The sequence below is a fragment of the Streptomyces sp. F63 genome (assembly GCF_018070345.1).
In the GTDB taxonomy this organism is placed as follows: Bacteria; Actinomycetota; Actinomycetes; order Streptomycetales; family Streptomycetaceae; genus Streptomyces.
The window spans coordinates 141,614-162,929 of sequence record NZ_JAGPXX010000012.1 but is presented as its reverse complement, the minus strand read 5'-3'; the positions used below and the strand labels follow the sequence as shown (position 1 = coordinate 162,929).

At 70.3% G+C, this 21,316-nt stretch carries 22 protein-coding genes and 2 pseudogenes; 3 read left to right on the top strand and 21 right to left on the bottom strand.

What is annotated here, in order from left to right; translation table 11 throughout:
* Positions 1-702 precede the first annotated feature (702 nt).
* A complete protein-coding gene (locus KBZ10_RS15475) occupies positions 703-1,242 on the bottom strand; it encodes a hypothetical protein (RefSeq protein ID WP_247702411.1) in 540 nt (179 codons plus the stop codon).
* A gap of 330 nt (positions 1,243-1,572) precedes the next feature.
* Here KBZ10_RS15475 and KBZ10_RS29475 point away from each other — a divergent pair.
* Positions 1,573-1,695: pseudogene (locus tag KBZ10_RS29475) on the top strand (NUDIX hydrolase); the annotation flags it as partial.
* A 124-nt stretch (positions 1,696-1,819) separates the two neighbouring features.
* Positions 1,820-2,098, top strand: coding sequence for a hypothetical protein (locus KBZ10_RS15470; protein WP_210988202.1), 279 nt, complete (start codon positions 1,820-1,822; stop codon positions 2,096-2,098).
* 10 nt (positions 2,099-2,108) lie between these two features.
* Here the strand turns inward: KBZ10_RS15470 and KBZ10_RS30055 are convergent.
* Positions 2,109-2,330 (bottom strand): annotated as a pseudogene (locus KBZ10_RS30055) (transposase); the annotation flags it as partial.
* Between the two features lie 354 nt (positions 2,331-2,684).
* Here KBZ10_RS30055 and KBZ10_RS15460 point away from each other — a divergent pair.
* The gene (locus tag KBZ10_RS15460) at positions 2,685-3,098 is read left to right on the top strand and encodes an NUDIX hydrolase (RefSeq protein WP_210988201.1); all 414 of its coding nucleotides are present in this window, start codon (positions 2,685-2,687) and stop codon (positions 3,096-3,098) included.
* Positions 3,099-3,215: 117 nt separating this feature from the next.
* Here the strand turns inward: KBZ10_RS15460 and KBZ10_RS15455 are convergent, their stop codons facing one another.
* From KBZ10_RS15455 to KBZ10_RS30580, 19 genes are all read right to left on the bottom strand, one after another.
* Entirely contained in the window at positions 3,216-3,590 is a 375-nt protein-coding gene (locus KBZ10_RS15455) for a hypothetical protein (protein WP_210988200.1), read from the bottom strand.
* A gap of 567 nt (positions 3,591-4,157) precedes the next feature.
* On the bottom strand, positions 4,158-4,625 hold the full coding sequence (locus KBZ10_RS15450) for a hypothetical protein (RefSeq protein WP_210988199.1): 468 nt from the start codon (positions 4,623-4,625) through the stop codon (positions 4,158-4,160).
* Positions 4,626-4,665: 40 nt separating this feature from the next.
* Complete coding sequence (locus KBZ10_RS15445; RefSeq protein ID WP_210988198.1) at positions 4,666-5,142, bottom strand: hypothetical protein; 477 nt, start codon at positions 5,140-5,142, stop codon at positions 4,666-4,668.
* Positions 5,143-5,218: 76 nt separating this feature from the next.
* Positions 5,219-7,042: a vWA domain-containing protein gene (locus tag KBZ10_RS15440; RefSeq protein WP_210988197.1), complete on the bottom strand. Its 1,824-nt coding sequence runs from the start codon at positions 7,040-7,042 to the stop codon at positions 5,219-5,221.
* Positions 7,043-7,097: 55 nt separating this feature from the next.
* On the bottom strand, positions 7,098-8,117 hold the full coding sequence (locus KBZ10_RS15435) for an AAA family ATPase (RefSeq protein ID WP_247702439.1): 1,020 nt from the start codon (positions 8,115-8,117) through the stop codon (positions 7,098-7,100).
* 987 nt (positions 8,118-9,104) lie between these two features.
* Positions 9,105-11,930 (bottom strand): BTAD domain-containing putative transcriptional regulator, encoded by a 2,826-nt coding sequence (locus tag KBZ10_RS15430; RefSeq protein WP_210988196.1) that lies wholly within the window; start codon positions 11,928-11,930, stop codon positions 9,105-9,107.
* Between the two features lie 47 nt (positions 11,931-11,977).
* Positions 11,978-12,430, bottom strand: a complete 453-nt coding sequence (locus KBZ10_RS15425; RefSeq protein ID WP_210988195.1) for a pilus assembly protein TadG-related protein — start codon at positions 12,428-12,430, stop codon at positions 11,978-11,980.
* The gene (locus tag KBZ10_RS15420; protein WP_210988230.1) at positions 12,427-12,807 is read right to left on the bottom strand and encodes a TadE/TadG family type IV pilus assembly protein; all 381 of its coding nucleotides are present in this window, start codon (positions 12,805-12,807) and stop codon (positions 12,427-12,429) included. Before KBZ10_RS15420 ends, KBZ10_RS15425 begins: the two co-directional genes overlap by 4 nt.
* 50 nt (positions 12,808-12,857) lie before the next feature.
* Positions 12,858-13,265, bottom strand: coding sequence for a TadE/TadG family type IV pilus assembly protein (locus KBZ10_RS15415; RefSeq protein ID WP_210988194.1), 408 nt, complete (start codon positions 13,263-13,265; stop codon positions 12,858-12,860).
* Between the two features lie 3 nt (positions 13,266-13,268).
* Complete coding sequence (locus KBZ10_RS15410) at positions 13,269-13,463, bottom strand: hypothetical protein (protein ID WP_210988193.1); 195 nt, start codon at positions 13,461-13,463, stop codon at positions 13,269-13,271.
* 41 nt (positions 13,464-13,504) lie between these two features.
* Positions 13,505-14,401 carry a type II secretion system F family protein gene (locus KBZ10_RS15405; RefSeq protein WP_210988192.1) on the bottom strand — a complete coding sequence of 299 codons (897 nt, stop codon included), beginning with the start codon at positions 14,399-14,401 and terminating at the stop codon, positions 13,505-13,507.
* The gene (locus KBZ10_RS15400; protein WP_307847455.1) at positions 14,398-15,312 is read right to left on the bottom strand and encodes a type II secretion system F family protein; all 915 of its coding nucleotides are present in this window, start codon (positions 15,310-15,312) and stop codon (positions 14,398-14,400) included. The genes KBZ10_RS15405 and KBZ10_RS15400 overlap by 4 nt, the downstream gene beginning before the upstream one ends.
* The gene (locus KBZ10_RS15395; RefSeq protein ID WP_210988191.1) at positions 15,309-16,658 is read right to left on the bottom strand and encodes a CpaF family protein; all 1,350 of its coding nucleotides are present in this window, start codon (positions 16,656-16,658) and stop codon (positions 15,309-15,311) included. The genes KBZ10_RS15400 and KBZ10_RS15395 overlap by 4 nt, the downstream gene beginning before the upstream one ends.
* Positions 16,659-16,672: 14 nt before the next feature.
* Positions 16,673-17,467, bottom strand: coding sequence for a hypothetical protein (locus KBZ10_RS15390; protein WP_307847454.1), 795 nt, complete (start codon positions 17,465-17,467; stop codon positions 16,673-16,675).
* Positions 17,468-17,508: 41 nt separating this feature from the next.
* On the bottom strand, positions 17,509-18,198 hold the full coding sequence (locus tag KBZ10_RS15385; protein ID WP_210988190.1) for an SAF domain-containing protein: 690 nt from the start codon (positions 18,196-18,198) through the stop codon (positions 17,509-17,511).
* 93 nt (positions 18,199-18,291) lie between these two features.
* Entirely contained in the window at positions 18,292-18,900 is a 609-nt protein-coding gene (locus KBZ10_RS15380) for a hypothetical protein (RefSeq protein ID WP_307847452.1), read from the bottom strand.
* A gap of 227 nt (positions 18,901-19,127) precedes the next feature.
* Positions 19,128-19,670, bottom strand: coding sequence for a hypothetical protein (locus KBZ10_RS15375; protein ID WP_247702410.1), 543 nt, complete (start codon positions 19,668-19,670; stop codon positions 19,128-19,130).
* A 279-nt stretch (positions 19,671-19,949) separates the two neighbouring features.
* Entirely contained in the window at positions 19,950-20,432 is a 483-nt protein-coding gene (locus tag KBZ10_RS15370; RefSeq protein WP_210988189.1) for an ATP-binding protein, read from the bottom strand.
* 317 nt (positions 20,433-20,749) lie between these two features.
* Positions 20,750-21,295, bottom strand: coding sequence for a transposase (locus KBZ10_RS30580; RefSeq protein WP_210988226.1), 546 nt, complete (start codon positions 21,293-21,295; stop codon positions 20,750-20,752).
* Between the last annotated feature and the right edge of the window lie 21 nt (positions 21,296-21,316).

Below are 21,316 nucleotides of genomic sequence, written 5' to 3'. Positions count from 1 at the left end.
GCCGATAGGTGTATCCGCAGTCTGGCGACGACGCCCCGGGGTCGTGCGCCGACAAGTACGGCGTCCCCGGCCCTCGGCACACAACCCGGCCGCCCTCCCCCATTGACCACACAGCCCTGCGCGGCCGCGCCGTCGCGGTCACCGATACGCCCTCCACGGCAGCCGTCACGGAGACCGGACCCCATGTCGAACGCTCCACCCACATCCACGTGGGTACATGCACTACCTGCACGGACTCCGCATCCGGACTCGTACGGATCACAGGGTCCGGCAACGTCAGACGCTGCACCGCCCGCTGTACCACCGTCTCCAGCGGGACCTGTGGACCTCCGCCGGACTTTGGCTTCGCAGTCTGCTTCACCCCGTCGAACCGGGGCAGAATCCCGAACCCTCCACCGAGGTCGGCTTCCCATCCCGTGGATACCAAGGTGGGGAGCGGGCTGGGAGCACGCTTTCCAGCCGCCCCTGCCACTCCCGCTTTCGGCGCTCCTCGACCCTGGTCTGTCCCACCCTTCACCCTGTCGGCTTCAGGGCGCCGAACACGTTTCGCCTCCGCGTCACATCGGCCAGCTGCGCAAGTAACGCCAGCAAAGTGCTGGATCGTCTCATCCGCCCGTGCCACGGGGGCCTGCAGGACTCCGGCCCAGCTGCACATGAGAACGATCACCGCCACGGCTCTGCGCGGTGCATCCGAAGCTGCCGTCAGCATGACCCGGCCTCGTGGAAGTAAAGCTTGGAGACCTTCCAGGAACCGCCGTCAAGGCGCACGGTGGCGTCAGCCCGGCTATGGCTACCAGGTACGTCGTTCTTCAGCTTGCCATCGGGCTTGTACTGCAGCCAGCCGGTCCCGTCCACACAGTCTTGGACGGTGACCTCCCGGCTCGATGAAGAGACGACGCTGGGGTCCACCCGGGGCTTCCCCTTACTGATGACCTGCTCCTCCTTGGCCTTCCGCAAGCCGTGCTCCATCAGGGCCAGAGCATCGCCCGTTGCGTGATCGTCAAGCAGCGGCGAGTAGGCATCAGAGGTTTCCGACGCGATAGCCAGGTCGCGCCACATGGCGCGGTAGGCAACCAGAGCTGGCTCGTGCTTCGGGTCGGACGGAGAGGACTCGGGACCTTTCGCCGTCACCGGTAGCGGCTTGGCCTCCTGCTCCTTTCCCTGTCCAGAGCAACCGCCGAGAACGAGTCCGGCGACGGCCACACTGGCCGCCGCCTGGGTCAGAAGGAACCTTCGTTCCATGCCCGGCTTCTCCACTACCCGTCACTTCCTCCACCCGCTGAACACTCTCCGTGATGACGCGTGGCCGGAATTCTCCCTGCCGCACGTGTCAACGCTCCGAAGGAGGTGGCGGTTTCGATCGGTTTCGGCCATATTCACACCCACTATTCCTTGCCATGACGCAGAGGTTGCCCCAGCCAGCAGCGCTTCGGGGTGGCCGTGGCCAGTTCGAACTCCGAGTGCAACGGTGGTGGCGCTGGCCTTGGTGAAGAGAGCAAGCTTCTCGTGGTCACACGCCCACCAGTGCCGGATGCACATGAGGTCGTTGTCCTGGTTCCGGAGGACGAAGACGTGTTGTGCGAGTACTTCCTGTGCGAATACCTCGCCGAGGCCAAGAACAGCGACGCAGCCGAGAACATAGACGTCATGTGGACTCCCAGAAACGCGGAGACCCGCTTCATCGCCGTCGCTACGACCGTCCTGGCTTTGTCCACGAGAACGGGCTCTGGTCCCCTTCTAAGGGGGAGGTCACGGAAAGTGAGTATGTGGCGTGTGGTGAGATGGCCGGACTCCGCCGTTGATCCGCTGGGAGGCCGTCGTGACGTCTTTGTTCCCATCCCTGACTCGTGCCTTGGCCGAGGCTTTGGTCAATGTCCTGTGGTTCATCGACGGTAGCGAAGACGAGCAGATGGATCCCGACGACGCGGTCAAGGTGCTGGAAGGCGTCGCCCACGTGGTCAGCACACTGCCTGGTGATCAGCGACAAGAACTGATCGAGCTGGTCGGGGAGATGGCAGCCGCCGAGACCGACCCGGCTCGTCGCGAGTTCCTGGAAGAGTTCCCGGAAGGCTTCGGGTTGATCGACGATGTGTCCTGAGCACTTTCAGGAGAAGAGGCTTGCGCAAGAGTTCGAAGCCGGCGCGGCCGAACATCTGGCGTTTCAGCATCTTGATGCGGTTGACATGACCTTCGACGACTCCGGAGTTCCAGGGCTGTGAGAGTCCAGCGGTGACGGCGTCAAGGTCGCGTTCAAGGTGCCTGGCGAATCGCTGGAGGCTGGGCAGGCCGGCGGTGGTCGCCGCTTCGATCCATGCCGGCAGGTGGTGGCCTGGAACCGCAGGTAGGAGCCGATGTAATCAACCTGACCAGCATTCGCACCCCAGGCAGACCGCGCGCGCTGCGGTGGCCCGAACCTCGACCCGGGCCACGGCGTCGGCCACTTCGACCGACTCCACCAACACGCCCTTGACCGAGGAGAACAGCAGATCATCCAGTTGCGGCGGGACTTGCCTCACAGCGAAGGACTGTCGCCCACACCACCGGCCAGTCGGGCGACTTTCGGCGAACTCAACCGGCATCACGCGGAGGTCGAAAGTCACCTTGCGTACACGACCACAGGAAGTGGACCAGAGCCCGTTCTCGTGTACAGAGCCAGTCGTCCCATCCGTCCTGGAGGAGCAGACGTGACGCAAGAGAACACGGACGAACGGCCGGGCATCGCGGCTGCGATCGTCGTAAACGAGGGACGTGTGCTGATGGTGCGCCGCCGGGTCAGCGAGGGGCAACTCTCCTGGCAGTTCCCGGCCGGGGAGATCGAGCCCGGCGAGGCCCGGGAGGACGCCGCCGTGCGGGAGACCCAGGAGGAGACAGGGCTGACCGTGGCGGCTGTGCAGCTGCTCGGCGAGCGCATCCACCCGAAGACGGGACGGCTGATGTCGTACACCGCTTGCGAGGTGGTGGACGGTACCGCTCACGTCGCGGACACCGAGGAACTCGCCGAACTTTCCTGGGTCGCCCATGGCGAAATCCCGCAGTACGTGCCGTACGGGCTCTTCGAACCGGTGCAGGACTACCTCAACACGGCCCTGCCCTCCTGAACGCCTCGGAGCCAGATACCACATCCCCCTGCCAAAGCCGCGGGGTGCAACGAGGAGGACCGTGGGGTGCGGCCGGCGGTTGCCTCATGACAGGTCCCTTTCACCGCTTCGACGTAGTCAGGGGGGATTGATCTCTTCCAGTCTGCCCAAGGTCCGGGCCAGGCGGAGGGCGAGGCTGCGGCCCTGGTCGGGGCCGTCGGCGTAGCCGCGGCAGATCGCGGGCTCGGTTGTTCCGAGGGTGGCGTGGCAAGGGATGTGTCCCTCGCGGGCTCGGGCTTCGGTGACCATGCGGGTGACCCGGCCCGGTTCGAGATGCATCGGGTTGCCGGGGCGGAAGATGCAGGTGGTGCACATCCGGGCGCACAGGCGGACGGCGCCGGTGGCCGGGTCGGCCACGTCGGCGTTCAGCCCTTCCCTCTCTGGTTCGACACCGTCTTCCGTCAGGTCGGGTTCCGGGGTACCGCCTTGGTGAGGCTGGAGGTTCGGGATCATCGGCGTCCCCCGCAGCCTGCGTGGCTGCAGCCGCCGCAGCAGTCTCCGCTGTTGCACTCGCACGGGCAGAGCCCCGTCGCCGTCGTACTGCCTCGGCGTGCGGGTGGCCTTCTGCGCTTTTCCGCGGCATGACCGGTGGGAGCCGGTGTGTCGTTGGGAGCCGGGGCTGCGCGTCGGGCGGCTGCCGTGAGCAGTGCGGTGCGGGCAGTGTGGGGCAGCCGGTCCGGTGTGTGCTGCTGGTGCTCCGGGTGCGGGTCACCCGGGATGTGCGGGGTGTGTGCGGAGGCTGCCCGGTGGCCGGCGGCCTGCGCCCTGGCTCGGGTGAGGTCCGGCGGTTGCTGGGGGGTGTGGTCGGAGGACCGGACTTGGTCCGCTGCGTGGGCCAGCAGTTCGGCAGGGCGGGGGAAGCCCTCGGTGCGGCCCGGGTCGAGGACGGCGCGGGCGGTGGTGTGGGTCTGGTGCTCGGCGCGTTGCTGCGGGGAGTTGGTGCCAGGCATGGGTGTGGCTCCTGTTCGAAGGGGCCGGGGGCCCGGGTGGCCGGGCCCCCGCTGGGTCAGCTGCGCGTGGTCAGGGCTTGGTGCGCCGGACGACTGCCTGGTAGCTCTCCAGGACCACGATGACCTGGCGCACCTGTTGGGCGAGGCGGGCGGCGTGCAGGTCGGTGGTGTGGCCCGCGTTCTGGAGCAGGCCGGTGGCCGGTGCGAAGAGCGGCTCCTGGCTGGGGGCGAGGGCGTGGTCGAGGCGGTCGCGCACGTGGGCGGCGTGGCGGAGCAGTTTGCGGTGGAGGCGGTCGGCTTCGCGGGCGGTGCGCCAGAGCAGGTCGGCCAGTTCGCCCAGCGCGGTGCCGTAGGCCTGGCGGTGGCGGCTCAGGGCTTGGTAGCCGTGTTCGCCGAGGGCTACGCGCAGGGCGTAGGTGCCCGGTGCGGGGCGGTCGGCCGGGCCCGGGTGGGGCGGGACGGCTGGGATTCCCGTGTGGGCGTCGACCTTGTCGTCGGCCGGGGTGGCCGGGCGGGGGATGCGGATGGGGTCGGTCATGGCTGTGGGTTTCCTTTCAGGAGGTGTGGGGTGTGAGGGGTCAGGAGGTTTCGCCGTAGGGGCAGGCGGTGGCGTGGCCTTCGTCGCGCGGGAAGGTGTCCGGCAGCGTGGCCAGGCACAGGGCGTCTCCGCGTGGGAGCGGCGGGCGGGCCAGGTGGGTGCCGAGGTCGGCCAGGTGCCGGATTTCGGCGACCGGTACGGGGGCGGAGCATTCGGGGCAGGGGCCGAGGAGTTCGAAGGCTTCGTCGTTGTAGAGCGGGGAGCGGGCGAGGAAGACGTACTGCTCGCCGGTGTCGGGGCAGGTGGCGGTTGCCAGGACGGGCTCGCCGGGGGTGGTGCGGCGGCGGAGCCAGTCCGGGGTGACGGTGATCTGGTCGGGGTGGAGTGCGAGGGCGGCGGCCAGCCGTACGGTGATCCGGGCGTACTGCTCGCCCCGGTGGCGGCCGTAGAGGCTGAGTTCGGTGGAGTAGCGGAGGAACACGGCTGCGGCGTGCGCGCGTTCGGCGATCGAGGTCATGTGGGCTCCCTTCGGTGGGGGTGGGTTGTTGCGGGGTGGGTGCCGCCCCGGGCTGGCCCCGGGGCGGCACGGGTCATCAGGGCTGGGCGGCGGCGAGGGCGGCGGTGGCGGCCTTGCCGATCGCGGTGGCTGCCTGGGCGGGGTGGGTGAGTTCGAGCACGGTGGCGCCGGGCAGCGGGCGGGGGTCGGGGTCGAAGGCCAGCCAGAGGACGGCGCATCCGGCTGCGCGGAGGGCCGTGAGGCGTTCGGCGGCTCGGGCGGCTTCGCCGGGGGTGTAGTAGCCGTCCGAGGCGATGACGAGGAGGCGGCCCGCGCCGGGCTGGGTGAGGTCGACTCCGGCTGTCAGGGCGTCGGTGGCTTCGGCGAGGCTGTGGCCCATTCCCTCGGCTGCGAACCGGGTGACGGCTCGGGGTGTGCGGCCCGGTGCGGTGATCGCGGTGACCGACCGGTCGTAGGCGACGGTAGCGCTGCGCGAGTCGGGGTCGGTGAGGGAGACGGCCTTGGCGACGATCCAGGCGGCCGAGGCGATCGGTGCTGCGGCGATGTCCATGGATCCGGAGACGTCCACCGCGATGCCCACCCGTAGCGGCGGGGTGGGGCCGGACCGGTGGACGGTGCGCGTCCACGGGGTCGCGGTGGGGACGGCTCCTGCGGCCCGTTGCGCGTCCCGGGCGAGGGCTTGGCGCATGTTGAGGCGTCCGGGCGGGACCGCCGAGGCGGTGTGGGTGGTGGTGCGTTCCCGGTAGGCGGCGGCCCGCAGGGCTCTGGCCAGTTGTCCGGCGGCGGCCTTCTCGGCGCCGGTGGGCGGGCGGGTGTCGATCACCGGGGAGCGGCCGCGCTGGCCTCGGCCGGGTTTGCCGGGGGTGTGGGGGCGTCCGCCGGAGCCGAAGACCTTCTCGGCTGTCTGTGCCGCCTGCCGCGCTTGGGCGGCCTGGGCGGCCTTCGCCTGCTTCCGGGCGGCGCGGGCCGCGTCGATACGTGCCTGGGCTGCGGCCTGCATAGCCTCGTTCGCGGCCACCGTGGAGACGGTCTTGCCGATCGCCTCGGCCAGTTCCGTGGATGCTTCGCCGTTGGGGTCGGGGGCTGGTTCCGGTCCTGCCGGGTCGGTGCCGAGTGCCTGGCACCAGGCTCGGGCGTGCTCCAGCATCGTCTGCCCGTCCTCGTCCCCGGTGGTGTGGGAGGCGGTCCAGATCGCTGCGAGGGTTTCCACCAGGTCGGCGCCGAGGATGCCGGTGACCGTGTTCTCCAGGGTTGCGGTCTCGTCCGGGTCGAGGATTCCGGCGTCCCGTCGGGCGAGGAGGAGTCCGGCCGCCATGGCGGCCTGCCACCGGTCGGCGAGGGGCTGGCTGGTGAAGTCCTTCAGGACCAGGGTGGTGACGGCGGCTCGCAGGTAGCGGCGGTCGCCGGGGCGGCGGCCGAGGTGGGCGCGTTCGGCGCGGGATTCCTCCAGTACGGCCCCGGCCGCGTCCAGGGCCGTGCCGCGCAGCGCGGGCGGGGTGTTCCACCGGCTGTGCGCGGCGTGCGCGGCCTCGTGGGTGAAGGCGCCCCAGGCGGCCGGGTAGCGGTCCTCGTCCCCGGGGCGCAGGGGGTCGATGGTGGGCGGGCTCAGCGGGGCGAAGAGGGCGGCGTCGATCTCCAGTTGGGCTGCGGTGGGGTAGAAGGCGGCCGGGGCGCCGGAGCGGGTGCCGATCTCGCAGGTGACGAGGACGTCCTCGCGTCCGGCGAGCTCCGGCAGGCGCTCGCTCAGGGCGGCGGCGATGCGCAGCCACTCCCCCGCGTGCGGGTGGCAGGGCGGTTCGAAGGCGGGGCCTCCGTCGTCCTCCCAGCGGGCCAGGTCGAGTTCGGCCTCGGTCATGGCGGGTGGGGCGGTCTGGATGTGGGCCTGGGTGTGGGCGGGCATGGCGGGGCGGTCCTTCCTGGAAGGCGGTGGGTGGGGTGAGGGGGCGGGGCCGTTGTCAGAGCTGGCGGCCCAGGGCCAGGGCGGTGATGGGGCGGCCGGTGGCCTTGGTGACGACCTCGGCGACCGTGTCGCGGTCTTCCAGGGGGGCGATGCCGACCAGGTTGGCGAAGGCTGCCTCGGTGCCCAGGACGTCGGCGATCTTCTGGAAGGCGATCAGTTCGCGTAGTTGCGGTGCCCAGCCGGTCTCGCCTGCCTGCTGGCTGGCGGCGAGGTGCCGGGCGATGCGCACCGCTGTCCGGTTGATCTTCAAGGAGGCGGCCAGGTCGTAGTCGGAGCCCACCTGGATCTGCACCGAGAACCGGCTGGCCAGGGCCTCGGTGAGGACCGCGCCGTGGACGCCCGGGTTGTGACCGGCGATCACGTAGAACCCGTCGGCGGCGGTGATCGTCTCGCCTTTGTGGGCCTTGACCTGGATCTGCCTGCGTCCGTCCATGGCCGGGTACAGGGCCGCCAGCACCTTCGGGGAGATCAGGGTGGCGTCGTCCAGGAGGAGGGCCCGGCCTTCCTGCATGGCGGTCACCAGCGGTCCGTAGATGAACTCGTAACCGCCGCTCGCCGTTTGGGTGTATTCGCCGATCAGGTCGCCGACCGTGGTGTCGCCGTCGCCTGCGACCGTGATCAGGTCGGGGAAGGCGGCCTCGATCAGGGAGGTCTTGCCCGTGCCCGGCGGCCCGTACAGCAACACGGGCACCTGCCCGGCCCGTAGCTTGCGCAGGGCCTCTACGTCCGGCAGTTCCGCCAGCGCGCGGGGGTGGTAGGGCTGCCCGTTCGGGCGGATGACGGGTTCGGGCCGCCCGCCCGGTGGCGGGGTGACGGGTGCCGGTGGGGCTGCCTGTGCGTTGGGTGTTGGCGCGCCGTGGGAGTTGGGTGCCGTCCGTGTCGCGCGGCGCGCGGCGGCGGCCGTGGCCGAGGTCGCCCGGTACATGCGCGGCTGTGAGCCGACCCGTTCCGCCTCGCCCCGGTTCACCAGGGTTTCGCAGGCGTTGCCGACGGCCCCGCCGGAATGCCCCAGCATCCGGGCCAGCGCGGTCACGGTGAACTGTGCGGTCGTGTTCGCCACCAGAACCTGCGCGATCCTCGCGCGCAGTTCGCCCGGGCGCGCCTTTCCTCCGGGGCTCGGCGGTGAGGTCGGGGCGGCGGTCCCGGGGACCGGGGTGGCCGGAGTCGGCATGGGCGTCGGCGTCGGCACGGTGGTCGGGGTGGGTGCGGAGGAGGGGGCGGCGGCACCGGTCATCGAGCGTTTCCTTTTCTCCGGCCGCCAAAGGAATCCGCGATGCGGACTGAAAGCGCATCCCCATTCTTTGGGCGCACTCCACCCGTTATCCGTTTAGGACCGGACACCTTTAGCGGGATTTCTCGTTCCCGGCCCTTCCGGGAACAATTGAAATATAGCTCGCCCCGCACCCCTCTTGAAGTCGGATTCCGGCTCGGAAATGCTGGAATTCTCGCGAATTCACGACGGGAATTCAGGGGAATTCGCGGTCACACGACGTCTTGTGTCGTGGTCGGCGGCGTGCACGACCGATGTCCAGGTCACCGGTGCACGCCGACGCCGTGTCGCGCGCCGCGCGTGCCCGGTGTGGCGCGGTCCCCGGCGCGGTCCCCGGCGCGGTCCCCGGCGCAGCCGCACCTCGGATGCATGGGGTCGTGCCGCGCCAGCGTGGGTGGGTATGAGGGTTTGCCAGAGGAAGGAAGTGTGAGCCGGGGAAGCGGGGGCGCGGACGCGGGCCGGTGTTCGAGGGCAGGCAGGTCCGGGTTGGAGGTCGCGGTGCCGGCCGGACCATCCGTAGATCGGGATGCGTTGCTGCACCGATATACAGTCGGCCTCGCCAGCCGATGGCTCGCAGGGGCTCCGACCTGTGCTTACGCCCGCGGACGGGGTGTCGTGTCCAAGCGCGTACACGCAAGCGACGCCGGATACGACGCCTGATACGACGGGTGGAATGCCACTGCGTCCCTCACCTCAGACCGGCATGGCGCGCAGGGTCTCGGACGTGTGCGGCTACCGGGTCTGGCGGGCGTGACTCCTGGGCGCGATGAGGGCCCGGGTCGCCGGCTCTGGCTCGACTCCGAGGTCGTCGAGGTGCCGCTTGAGACGGGTGTAGGTGTGCCGGGCTGCGTCGTGTCGCCCAGCGGCCTGGTAGAGGCGGATGGCGTGCTGGGCAAGCCGCTCGTGGTCCGGGTGGATGGTGCTCAACTGCTCCAGCATGGCCAGGACCGACTCCTGGACGCCGGGGGCGGTGCCGGGCTGTTCGGCTTTGCGGGCCAGGCGGAGAACGGCATCGGTGGCCTGAGTGGCGAAGTACTCACGGATCGCGTCGGCCCAGAGGTAGTCGCCTCCCTGGGCGAACGGTCCACGGTAATGAGCCAGGGCCTCGCCGACAGCCGAAACAGCTTCGCTTTCCGCGTCCTTCACCTGCACTGACAAAGCATGCTTCATCTTTCTGCTGAACTGTGCGATATCCGTTTCTACGAGTTCCGGGTGCAGTTTGTGAAGTTCTCCCTGCAGCAGGACGAATTCCTGGCCGGTGACATCCGTCGCGGCGCGCAGTGCACGGCGGACCGCGCGGCGCAGATTCTTCAGTGCGTTCTGAATGCTGTCCGGTTCGAGTTGGAGTTTGTCGGCGATGTCGGTGGCGAGGAGGCCGGCGGGGTGGGCGGCGAGCAGGGCCAGGAATTCGTGGACCTCGGGCCGGAGGTTGGTGCCGATGGGGTCGCGATGGCCGCGGGCGTAGAGGGTGATCGGCCCGAGGACCTGGAGGCTGACCGGCTTGGCCTGGGCCGGCTGTGGCACGGCGGGCGGGGGTGGGGTGGCCGGGGCGTCCTCCGGTGCAAGGTCGGTCGTGGCTTCTGAGTGTTTCTCGCGGGGGCGTGTGCTCGGGGCGGGGAGGACTCGGAGGCGGGGGCGTTCGCCGTGGGCGGTGAGGAGGACTTCGGTGACGTCCCGCCCGGCTTCGGGAGTGAGGTGGTACAGCCGCAGGTGTTCTGCAGGCTCCCGTCCCTGCTCCGTACCGGGGCGGTTGGTGATTCCGTCGTCGGTGATGTGCCAGGTCTCGGCGCCGGGCAGTGCGGTGGCGAGGGTGAGGACGACCAGGGTGTCGGGATTGCTGCGGGCGGCCAGCGTCTGCAGTTCGCCGAGGTGGGCCGCGTCGGGCGCGGTGAGCAGGACAAGAGTGCCTGGCCCGGTCTCCTGAGCGGGTGCGGGGTCGGTGGCGGTCGCCCCGGTGGCGTCGGCGGAGGCTTCGCGTTCGTCCTGTGCGCGGGCGTGGGTGATCAGGTGCCGTTCGGCGGCCTGGATGGCCTGTGCGGTGTCGGTGGTCTGGGTGAGAGCGGTGAACTGCGGTGGTAGTCCGGGGAGCAGTTGCTCGGCCACGTCCTCGGGGACGACGGCTTGCACCTGCGGAGGCTGGGGACGGCGGCGCTCCGCGGCGGTGAGGATGCCGATGAGCAGGGCTCGGGCGGCGTTCTCGGCGCCGGGCCCGGACCAGGTGCATCCTCCGGGGCGGGCCAGTTCGTCGAGGGTCACCTCGGTGTTGTCCTGGACGCCGATGGTGACGGTGCCGGTGTCACGAGGTTCCTGCGGTGGGGTCCGACGGGCGATCAAGGCGTCGGGGTCCTGGGGTTGGCGGTGCAGCGTGGCGGCATGTGCCGCTTGAGCTGCCTTCTCCACCAGCGGGCTGAGGGTGGGCGTCTCCGGTTGCGGCTCCGACTCCGTGCTGGGCTTACGGAGGCGGCTTCGGTGCCAGTACCAGTAGCGCCGAGCAGCAAGGAGGCCGGCCGCCGCGGTGATACCGAGCAGGCTCGCCTCGCCGAGGCTGATGGCCGCGGGCCCCTGTTGGGTGTCCGCTTCCCGCGCTTCGGCGTCGCCTTGCTGGGCAGGGCTCGCCGACATACTCGGTTCCCGCCTCTGGTGGCCAGGCTCTGTATCCCCGCCCGGAGCCGTGTCGTTCAGCGGCTCTTCTGCTTGTGGTGCCGCAGGAGCGCCTGCTTTGGCATCAGGGCTGTGGGGCGACGCTGGCTGTGGGGTGGCGGTCTGGGGGACGGGGATGGTCAGCCGCCAGCCGGGCAGGATGCGGTCGGGATCGCTGAGCCGGGCTCCGTCACTTTGGAGCCGGTCCTTGTTCAGGGCGTAGATCCGGGGCCATTTGCAGGCGTCTCCCAAGTGCGCGTGCGCGATGTCCCACAAGGTGTCGCCTTCGGCCACCGTGTACTCGATGTGCCGCACGGCGCCCGTCTCTGCCTTGGGTCCGGTGCGCCCCTTTCCCGGATCGCTTGTGGTCGTCCGCGCGCTGGCAGCGCCGGGCGTGGAGCGTGGAGAGGCAGTCTGCTGGTCGAGGGCCGGGATGAAGGGGGCCGTCGCGGTGAACTGCGCTCGTGCTTCTCCAGCGGAGATGGGCTGTTGTGCTCCAGCCGACGGCGGACGCCACAGGCTGAGCAGGGCGACGATCAGCGTGCCGATGCACAGGGCGGCCAGTGAGCTTCTGAAGGAGAGCTCGGCGATGTGCTCGTCGTGCACCCGGTGGTCCCGGAGCAGCTGCGGCAGGTGGGCGGCGTACCAGCAGATCTCGCGGAGCGCTGTCCAGGCGAAGACGGCCCAGCAGATCCAGCCCACCATCGCGAGCAAGTCGACTGCCAAGGGGTCACTGACCGGCTGCGCCAGCCGGTCCATGAACTCCTGCCAGGTGTAGACCCGCTCGGGCCGCGGGATGCCGGTGGCCCGCCACAGCACGCAGGGCATGCCGACCAGCAGGGCGAGCGTGATGGCCAGGGTGCCGCCTGCCGTGGCGGCTGCACTGAGGCGCTGGCGCAGCGCAATTGGGTGGTTCATCGCTGCCTTCGCTTTCTCGGCCGGGATGTGGTGGGCGGGGCGGCCCGTCACGGGGTGGTGCGTTGGGCGTGCGCGGTGCCGGTCGCGGTCACCGTCAGGGTGGGCACACCGATGAGCTGCAGGATCTGGGTGGGCTGGCGGTGGCTGACGTGCACCGTGACGGTGTTGCCTTTCACCTGTGCCCGCCCGCTGTCTCCGGTGGCGGCGACGTGGGTGCGGGCTGCCGCGGCGGCGCGGTCGCGGACGAGGCGGATGTCTCCGGCGCGCCGTAGGTGGCCGAGGTCGAGTTGCTGAGCGCCGGTGCGGGCGGCCTCCTGGGCCACGTCCAGGGCGCGGGCCTTGCCGGCCAGGGCCAGCCCGCCGTCGACGACGATTCCGGCGAACAGCCACAGCATGGCGAACACCCCGACGACGAAGACCGCCACCTGCCCCCGGTCCTCGCCGGCCGGCAACCGGCTCCAGGTGTGCGGCGGACGCGCGGGGATGCGGCGCTTCTTCATGACGCGCTCCGGAAGGAGTCGACGACGGAGGAGGCGGTACCGGTCAGGGAGACGTGGCCGGGCATCCGTGATCCGGTGAGATCGCTGAGGTCGGCCGTGCAGGAAACGGTCGCCATCACGGTGGCGCCCGGGGCGAGTCCGCCGGTGGTGAGGCGAACGCTGGGACGGGTGCAGGAGGCTCCCGCCTCGCGCAGTTCCGCGCTCGCCGCCTGCTGGGCCTGGGCGCGGGCGTCGTCCTCGGTGCGGGCCAGTGAGGCAGCACGGGCGGCTTGGTGGGCGGCGTCCGCCACGATCAGGCGGGCGTCGGTGAGCCGTCCCAGCCCGACCACGACGAGCAGGAGCAGCACCAACAGGGGTGTGACGAGGACCAGTTCCACCGCCGCCGAGCCCTGCTCGCCGTTCCAGCGCTGTTTGAGGGCTTGCCGGGTCACGATCGGTCTCCGGTCGGGGTGGTGATTCTCTCGGTGGGTCCGGAGGCTGTGCCGGATGCCCGCAGGTCCAGGCCGGGGACCACGGCCAGGACCGCCCCGTCCACCCGTACGGTGGTGCGGGCGGTCGTGCGGTCGACGGTCACGGACGGAGCGGTCAGCACGCGGCTGCCCAGTGCGGTCAGGCTGCGCCGCGCCTGCGTCCGGCCGTCCGCCGCGCTGCCGTCCTCGACGCGGGCGGCGGCCAGGGCTCGTTGGGCCGCGTACTGGGCGATGTGCCGCGCGTGCCAGGCCAGGGCGAACTGCACCGCCAGCAGGGCGAGCAGCAGCAGCGCCGGGACGACGAGCACCAGCTGCGTGCTCGCCGCTCCGCGGTCTCCGCCGGGGCTGGGCCGGAGAGCGGTCACGGTCTATCCCAGGTCGATGCCGTTGGCCTTGGCGGTGACCTTGGCGATGATGATGCCCACCACGGTCAGGGCCAGGATCGCCAGCAGGGCGGTGACCACGACGGTCTCGGTGGTGTAGCCGTCGTCTTCGCGGAGGTGCCGGCGGAGCTCCGCGAGGTGTGCGCGCGCCCGGAGGGTCAGCGTGTCCAGTGGGAACATGGCGAATGCTCTTTCCTTGGTCTGGTGTGGTGCGGTAGGTGTCAGCTCACGGACATGACGTGGCCGAGGGCCGGATAGCCGATGAGCAGCAGGAAGGCGGCGAACAGTCCCACCACGGGCAGCGACATCCGCTCGGTCGCCGCTTGGGCGGCGCCGTCGGCTTCGGAGATCCTGCGCCGTCGCATCGCCCGTGCCTTGGCGGCGAGTGAGCTGCGGATCTTGGCGCCTTCGCTTCCGGCCAGGGTCAGGGTGGAGGCGAGTTCGGTGAGTTCGGGAACGTCCAGCCGGCGCCCGAGATCGCCCAGGTGGGGCCAAGGACTGCTACGGGTGACCTGCGCAACGTGCAGGGCGTGCCGCAGGCGTGCGGCAGCCCACCCCTGAGGTGCGGCGACGGCTTGGGCAAGAGCCTGCTGGACCCCGGCGCCGCCCGCGAGCGCGATCACGGCCAGGTCCAGGACGAGGCTGAGGGTGTGGCGCATTTCCCTCCGCCGTCGCGTGGCCTCGTGACGGACGTTGAGGTCCGGAGCGAAGAACAGCACCGCGGCCAGGGCGAGTGAACCGGCCAGCGGCATCCACCATCCCGGGGCCACGCCCGCTCCCAGGCGCAGCAGCAACGCGGTGGCCCAGGGGGCCAGCAGCCCGGCTGCGGCGCAGACCGCTTTGCCCGCCAGGTGCTGCTCCTCGTCTCGTTCGCAGACGGCCAGGTCCGCGCGGAGGGAGGGGGTGGGAAAGCCGAGAGCGCGCACCAGCGGAACGGCGCGCCGGCCCAGCCGCGTGGCCCATTCCGGCTCCTCTGCCTCCTGTGGTGCAGCAGTCGCCGGTACGGGTGCGTTGAGGGCGGTGAGGACATCGGCCAGAGCAGGACGGGCAGGACGCAGCCCGTAGACGAGAGCCGTCGCTCCGGCTCCGAAGAGGGCACCCAGCAGCATGACGATCACCGGGCACCTCCCGCTTCAATGCCCGCCGCCTTTGGGCCCGCAGGGCCGATGAGCCGGGCGGGTTCCTCGATCCGTCCGGCCGCGGTCAGGTAGGCGAAGCTCGCGGCGAACAGAGCTCCCACGGCCGCGAGGACCACCTGTCCGGTCAGTGAGTTGAAGGGGTCGAGGTAGGGGCGGTTGAAGATCACCAGGCCGGTCGCCATGCCGAGGGTGGTGATCACGGTGACGCGCACCCCGGTGCGCACGGTCGCGCGGCCGGCGTCGATGCGCTGCCGCATGGCCACTTGCTCGCGTACCGATTCCGCGAGTTCCCCCAGCAGAGGTCCGAGTTGGCCGGCCTGCTGACGGGCCGCCGTCGTCAGGGCGGCGACGACGAGATCGGCCAGGGGATCGTCCGCGTCCTCGGCGAAGGCTTCCAGAGCGACGGGCAGCGGCCGGCCGGAGCGAATGGCGGCCGTCAGCTTCCGCATCTCGGGCTGCAGCGCGGCGGGGGCGATGTCGGCGGTCGCCAGCACCGCCTGTTCCAGGCCGGCGGCCGCGGACAGGGTGTCGCGCAGCATCTCCGTCCAAGTGGCCAGTGCTTCCATCCGCTCCGTGCGCCGGGCGGCGGCCCGGTCCGGGCCGAGCAGTCCGGGGAGGGTGAGTACGGCGACCGTGGTCAGCACCGCCGCCACCGGCCACGCCGTCAGCGCCCCGACGACCACCCCGACCACGACCGCGATGAGCACGCGGCGCGTGGTCCACTCCCCTGGCAGTCGCGCCACCACCACGGGCCACAGGGCGGTGCGGCTCTCCCGCCTCTCGCGTCGTACGGCGCCGTAGCCGATGGCCACCAGCCCGAGGCCGAACGCCGCCCCGCACACCACTGCGGCTCCGGTCAGACTTCCGGGTCCGAACGCGGTACTCGTCACGGCTGCCCCCAGCCCTGGTGGACCGTGGCCCGGACATCCAGCCCCGCTGCGACCAGGTCGTTGAGAGTCTCCGCGCGTACGGGGGTTGCGGGTACGGCCCTCCCGTCCGCGCCGGGCCGGTAGACCTCGTTGGAGACGATCTGGGTCCCGTCCGCGTCGACGACTTCGCGCACCGAGTCGATGACCCTGCGGCCCGCGGCGTCCCAGCCCAGGTGGACGACGAAGTGGACGGCGGAGGCCACCATCAGGTTCGTCGCCTCCAGCGAGAGCCGTTCCGGAGACTGCGCGGCGTAGGAGGCGAGCTTGGTGAAGACCCCGCGTGAGGTGGAGGCGTGGATTGTGGACAGCGAGCCGTCGTTGCCCTGGCTCATGGCGTTGCACATGGGGATGACCTCGGACCCGCGGATCTCGCCGACGATGACCCGGTCCGGGGACATGCGCAGTCCCCAGCGCACCAGTTCGGCCTGGTCGATGCCGCCCTCCCCCTCGATGTTCGGCTCGCGGGCCTGCATGGCCACCACGTTCGGATGGGCCACGGGATCGGCGTCCAGTCCGAGTTCGAAGGTGTCCTCGATGGTGACGAGCCGCTCGTGCGGTGGGATCTCGTGGGCGAAGGCGCGCAGCACGGTGGTCTTGCCGACGTTGGTGCCCCCGCCGATGACGACGTTCTTGCGCGCCCGCACCAGCGCCCTGAGGAACATCGCGAGCTGCTCATCGCACACGCCCAGCCGCACCAGCTCGGCCATGGAGGCCGCCGGGAAGCGGTGCCGGCGGATCGTCAGCGAGACCCGGCCGGTCACCGCCATGACAGCGAACAGCCGTGAGCCGTCCGGAAGCTGCAGATTCAGACGGGGCACCGCCCGGTCGAAGCGCCGCTCCTCCCCCTCCGCCTGCGCCGCCAAGCCGCGGATCGTCTCCACCAGTTCCGCGTCCGAGCCGGCCACCGGACTCTCGCGGCGCCAGGCGCCCTGCGCGTCCTTGACCCACACCACGTCGCAGCCGTTGACGCAGATGTTCTCGATCGAGCTGTCGGCCAGCAGCCGCTCCAGGCTTCCGGTGCCGAAGAAAGCGTCCTGAACGGCCTGGGCGATCCGCTGCTCGACCGCCGGGTCGAGGATCTGTCCGCCCTGGGCCAGGAACAGCCGCCGCTGCGCTCCCAGTTCCTCGGCCAGCAGCCGCCCCACGGTGGTCCGCCGGGCCGCCTCATCCTCCGCAGGTAGCCCGGCGAGCTCGCGCTCACCGGCGTACGCGGCCAGCCGGGCGGCCACTCTTTGCCGCACCAGTCCGGCCAGCTCCCGCTCACCGCCCGCAGGTGCCGCTCCAGGAGCCATGAGTTGCTCGCTCACGATCCGCTTCCTCCTTATCCGGGGGCCTGGGCCAGCCCGCTGTGGCGCTGCCCAGTCAACTGGGCTCCGGGGCGTCCGGCCAGGTTCTCCGCCTCGACGACTCCCGCTTGGGTGCCGGTGCCTGGCGGTTCCGCCAGCCGGCAGGCCAGCGCTCGCGCGGCAGCGATCAGCGGTGGTCTGCGGAACCCGGTGGCGCGCAGCGCGCCCGGCTTCAGGCTGTTCAGGGCCGCCACGCTCCTGGCATCCCAGGGCAGGAAGGTCACCTGCCGGATGCAGAGGGAAGCGGCGATTTCCTCCGCTGGGTAAGGGCTCGGCCCGACCACGGCCAGCATCAGCCGCCCGGCATAGCGGTCGGCGTCCAGCCCGTAGGCGGACACATGGGTCAGGGGTTCCGCCCCGCCCCGGGTCACCAGGACCACCTGGTCCGCTGCGGCCATGAGCGGCTGGACGTCCTCGCCGAGGCGCCCCAGGTCGAGCAGCACCGTGCCGCGTTCATCGCTCTCGCCGCGCAGCACCCGCAGCCCGGCCTCGCCGGCCAGCAGCCGTACCGCCTGGCTGCACGGACCGCGGCCGGGAACCGCGACCACCGTCCGCACGCCGCAGGGCAACTCGCTCGCCGCTCCCAGCAAGGAGCCCGGATACGGCTGCCCGGCCGTGGCCGCCACGTCCAGCAGCGAAGGTGCCGTCGGGAGGCCGAAGCGGATCATCAGGTCACCGCCGGAGCCGTCCGCCTCCACCATGACCGGCCGCACCCCGCCGTCCGCTTCGACCGGCCATACGGCGGTCAGTGCCAGAGCGGTGGTTGTCACTCCTGGCGCACCGGAAACGGAGCCGAGCACGACCAGCCGCCTCACGGGGCCTCCCGCCCCTGGGCAGGCAGCACCACGACGCGGGGATGCTCCAGTTGTGCCGCCCGCCGTGCGGCCGCGGTCTCGACGAGTACCGTCACCACCCGCGGCCCGCCCGCCGACTCGGCCTGCCGCACACCGGTCACCGTCCCCGCCACCGCAGCGGCCTTCTTCTCCTCGTTCTCCGGCAGGGCGCCAGTGCCGTCCGGTCCGGGGAGGACCGCGACACGTTCCCCGGCAGCCAGACTCGGCGGTGCGCCTCCCGGCTCCACGGCGAGCGCCACTTGCGAGAAGCCCTTCGGCGGAAAGGCGGCCTTCGGCCCCAGCTGCGCGGGGGCCAACAGCGAGCCGGCTACGAGCGGTACCCGTGCCCGCCGCCCCAGCACCGCCCCCCGCTCCGCGGCCGGTACCACTCCCGCGTCCGCCGCCACCTGCACCGCACGCACGTCACCCGGCTTCAGCACGTGGCCGACCGGCACGTCCCGGGCCAGCACCAGAACCTGGTCCCGCTCCCCCACCGCCTGCGCGGCCAGCGCGAATCCGACCGCCGAGACAACTACCGCTCCCAGCCCGGCCCACACCCAGCCGAGTTTGCGGCGCCGGCTGCCGGTCACGGTTGGCTGCTGCTCCGGGCCGGGCTCGCGCGTCCCCGGCACCCTGAACCCGCCGCCCTTCAGGGTCGAAGAAGACATGGGGGTACCCACCACTCACCTCGCTGACAGAAAGAATTCCGACATCGACCGAGCCGGCCCGCCGTTCCGGGGCCAGGCTGGTGCGGGAGGCCGTCAGCCCGTAACGACGGCCTGCACCTCGTCCACCACCAGCGGACGTTCGGCGGCTATCACAAGCCCGGGCACAACCCCGGACTGCCCAACCCCATGCCACTCGACATCCCAGGTCACCTGTACGGAGACGGTGTACGCCCCACCCGGGGCGGACAACGAAGCTCGCCGATAGGTATGACCACAGTCAGGCGAAGACTCCCTGGGACTGTGTGCCGCCGAGTAGGGCGTCCCCGGCCCCTGACAGATCACCGTCCGGCCATCCCCCATCGACCACACGCTCTTCCGCGGCTTGGCTGTGGCCGTCACCTCGACGCCGTCCACCGCGGCCGACACCGACACCGGTTCCCAGGCGGAGCGGTCCACCCACATCCACGTCGGCACGTGGACCACCTGCACCAAGTCCTCATCCGGACTCGCACGGATCACCGGCCGCGGCAACTCCAGCCGCTCCACCGCACGCTGGACGACTACGTCCACCGGCACCTGTCGCTTTGCGCCCCGCGCCGGTTTCTTCCGCTCCGCACCGTCAAAGCGAGGCATGATCCCCATGCCGCCGCCCAGATCGAACTCCCAGCCATTCGCGACGATCTCCGGCGGTCCCTTCGGCACTCTGCCACCACCGGTCTTCGCCGCCTTCCGGTGAGGCACCGTGCCGCTCTTCCCCACCGCAGCGGCGGGCTTCCTCCGCGTACTCCTCGCTTCCGCGGTGCATGCCCCGGGGACACACCTCACGCCGGCCCCTGTACTGAGCCCGTCATCGGCCACCGCGTCGTTGGGAACAAGCAGTGCCGCACCGCAGACCGCCGCTGCCGCCACCGGGAGGACGGGACGAGACCTCAGCATGTCCCCGCCTTGTGGAGGTACAGATCCTCCACTCGCCACATCCCACTTCGCTGCCGCACGGTCGCATCGACGCGGTGATGCCCGCCGGGCACATCGTTCTCCAGCTCTCCATCCTCGGCATACCGCAGCCAGCCGGTGGCATCAGCACAGTCCCGAATCAACACCTTCGTCGGCTGGCTCTTCTCCACCTCGGGGTCGAGATGAAGCCGCCCTTTCGCAACGAGCCCCTTCTTGCGGTTCTCTCTCATCATGTAGCGGAGCAGCTCCAACGCCCCGGCGGAGGCGTGGGCGTGCAGCCTCGGATGCTTTGCGTCGGACGTAGCTGCAGCGGCGACGGCGTCATCCCACATCGCCCGGTAGGCCGCAAGGGCTTCCCGGCGCTCGACAGCGCGCGCATCGTGGGCGTCCGGCGTCTCGCCGGCCCTTTCTGACTGCGGCTCCGCATCCGATGAGGCCTTCGAGCAACCTGCCAGCAGCGCTCCGGAGAACGCCACACTCGTCAACGCCAGGATCGCTCCGGTCCGATGGCGTGCCATCCGCATCCCCGTCTCCCATCACCAGTGCAGCACAGGCGCTGCCCCAAGATAGGGGAGAAGGTCACGAATATTCGCGCAGTACGCCGGTCAATCACCCGCAAGAGGGGTAATCTCAGGGTCGCTTACTTGCATGAATATCAGATGCACTGCGTAGGGATCACCCGCACACAAAGGGCTCTTCCATCATTTGACCGAAGAGCCCTCTGCTGCATGAACGTCTCAGCGATGGTCAAGCGGATCCGCGACCCGGGAGAGGACAAGGCCTCCCCCAGTCCGCGGTCAGCGCCGATCGGGATCTGGGAGTCTCACCCAGGCAACCTTCCCGCTTTCCCATCCCTGGAACCCCCAGTGACCATTGGTGAGGTAATGCACGATGTGCAGCCCTCGCCCGCGTTCGGCCAGTACCGCCCACAAGGAATCCGAACCACCACCACGGTCCTCCTCCAAAGGCGAAAGGGGGCTTTCTTTCGAGAATTTCGGCAGTGGAGGAATACACGGATCCCCATCCTCCACTTCGCAGACGATTCCCCGCTCCTCGCAAGGGCGAAGACGCATCTCGTACGGCCCGACAGCGTGCTCGACCGCATTGGCGACCAGTTCGGATACAGCCCACACGACATCACTCGCTGCTTCGCCAACGCAGCCAAGCCGATCGAGCGCGCACCCCAGAGCAGTACGGGCCTGAACTGCAACATTGTGCGTCTGGTCCGTCCAGCGCCACACCACAAACGGAAGCGGAAGCACAACACGGCTCCGTGTCATCGCCACCCTCCCCACATTGGACTATGGCGCCTGGCTGCACGATGACGTCCGACTCCCGGTTCCATCAATGCGCGCACGCCAAGGAACACAAACGGACCAGCCACCCCAAAGAGAAGCAGCAGGAATGAGGCGGCAAAAACGCTATTCGCCACGGCAAACCTCCGTTGATCGCGGCTACAACGCGACCACCACACCGTGGATATCCTCAGAGCGGAACACCACTCCTGCAGATACTTCGAGCGCATCACCGCTTCCCCTGCGGGCACGCTCACCAAAAAGCACGACCACCGCTTTTTTCAACCCACGCTCACTATTGATCAGAAACTCGTAAGGGCTCCCATCCAGGACGTAGCGGACGTGCGGACCACCGAAGTACCCACGGAAGACGTGTGGCTGGCGTCAGCGGAAGAAGCGGCGGATCTCGGCGGCAGGTCCGGCCTGATCGTGTGCCTGGGCAAGCTGTGCTTGAGATCGGCGTTGACCAGCTCCTCGGGATTCAGCTCGGATGGGTACGAGGGCGGAAAGTTCAGCTCGATCCGATCCTTGTGGCTGGCGAGCCAGGTCCGGAAGGTCTCCGAGCAGTGGGCCGAGTGCCGGTCGATGGTCAGGCGGAGCTTGCGGTCGAAGTGACCGACGAGCCGGTCCAGGCAGCGGCACATGACCTTCGCGTCGAACGACTCGGTAAGACCATGAAGTGCGGCCGGTGACCTGTTCCAAGCGGACCCCACCCTGGTAGCGGAAGAGGACCTCCCCGTTCTCCGCCTTCGCCCGGGCTCGGATCGCCAGCCAGGTTTCCTCCGCGCCGGACGCGGGCGCTTCCCGTCCTGCTCGACAGCCCGCTTGTCCGGACGCTGGAGCGTCAGCCCTCACTGCTTGAAGTGCCT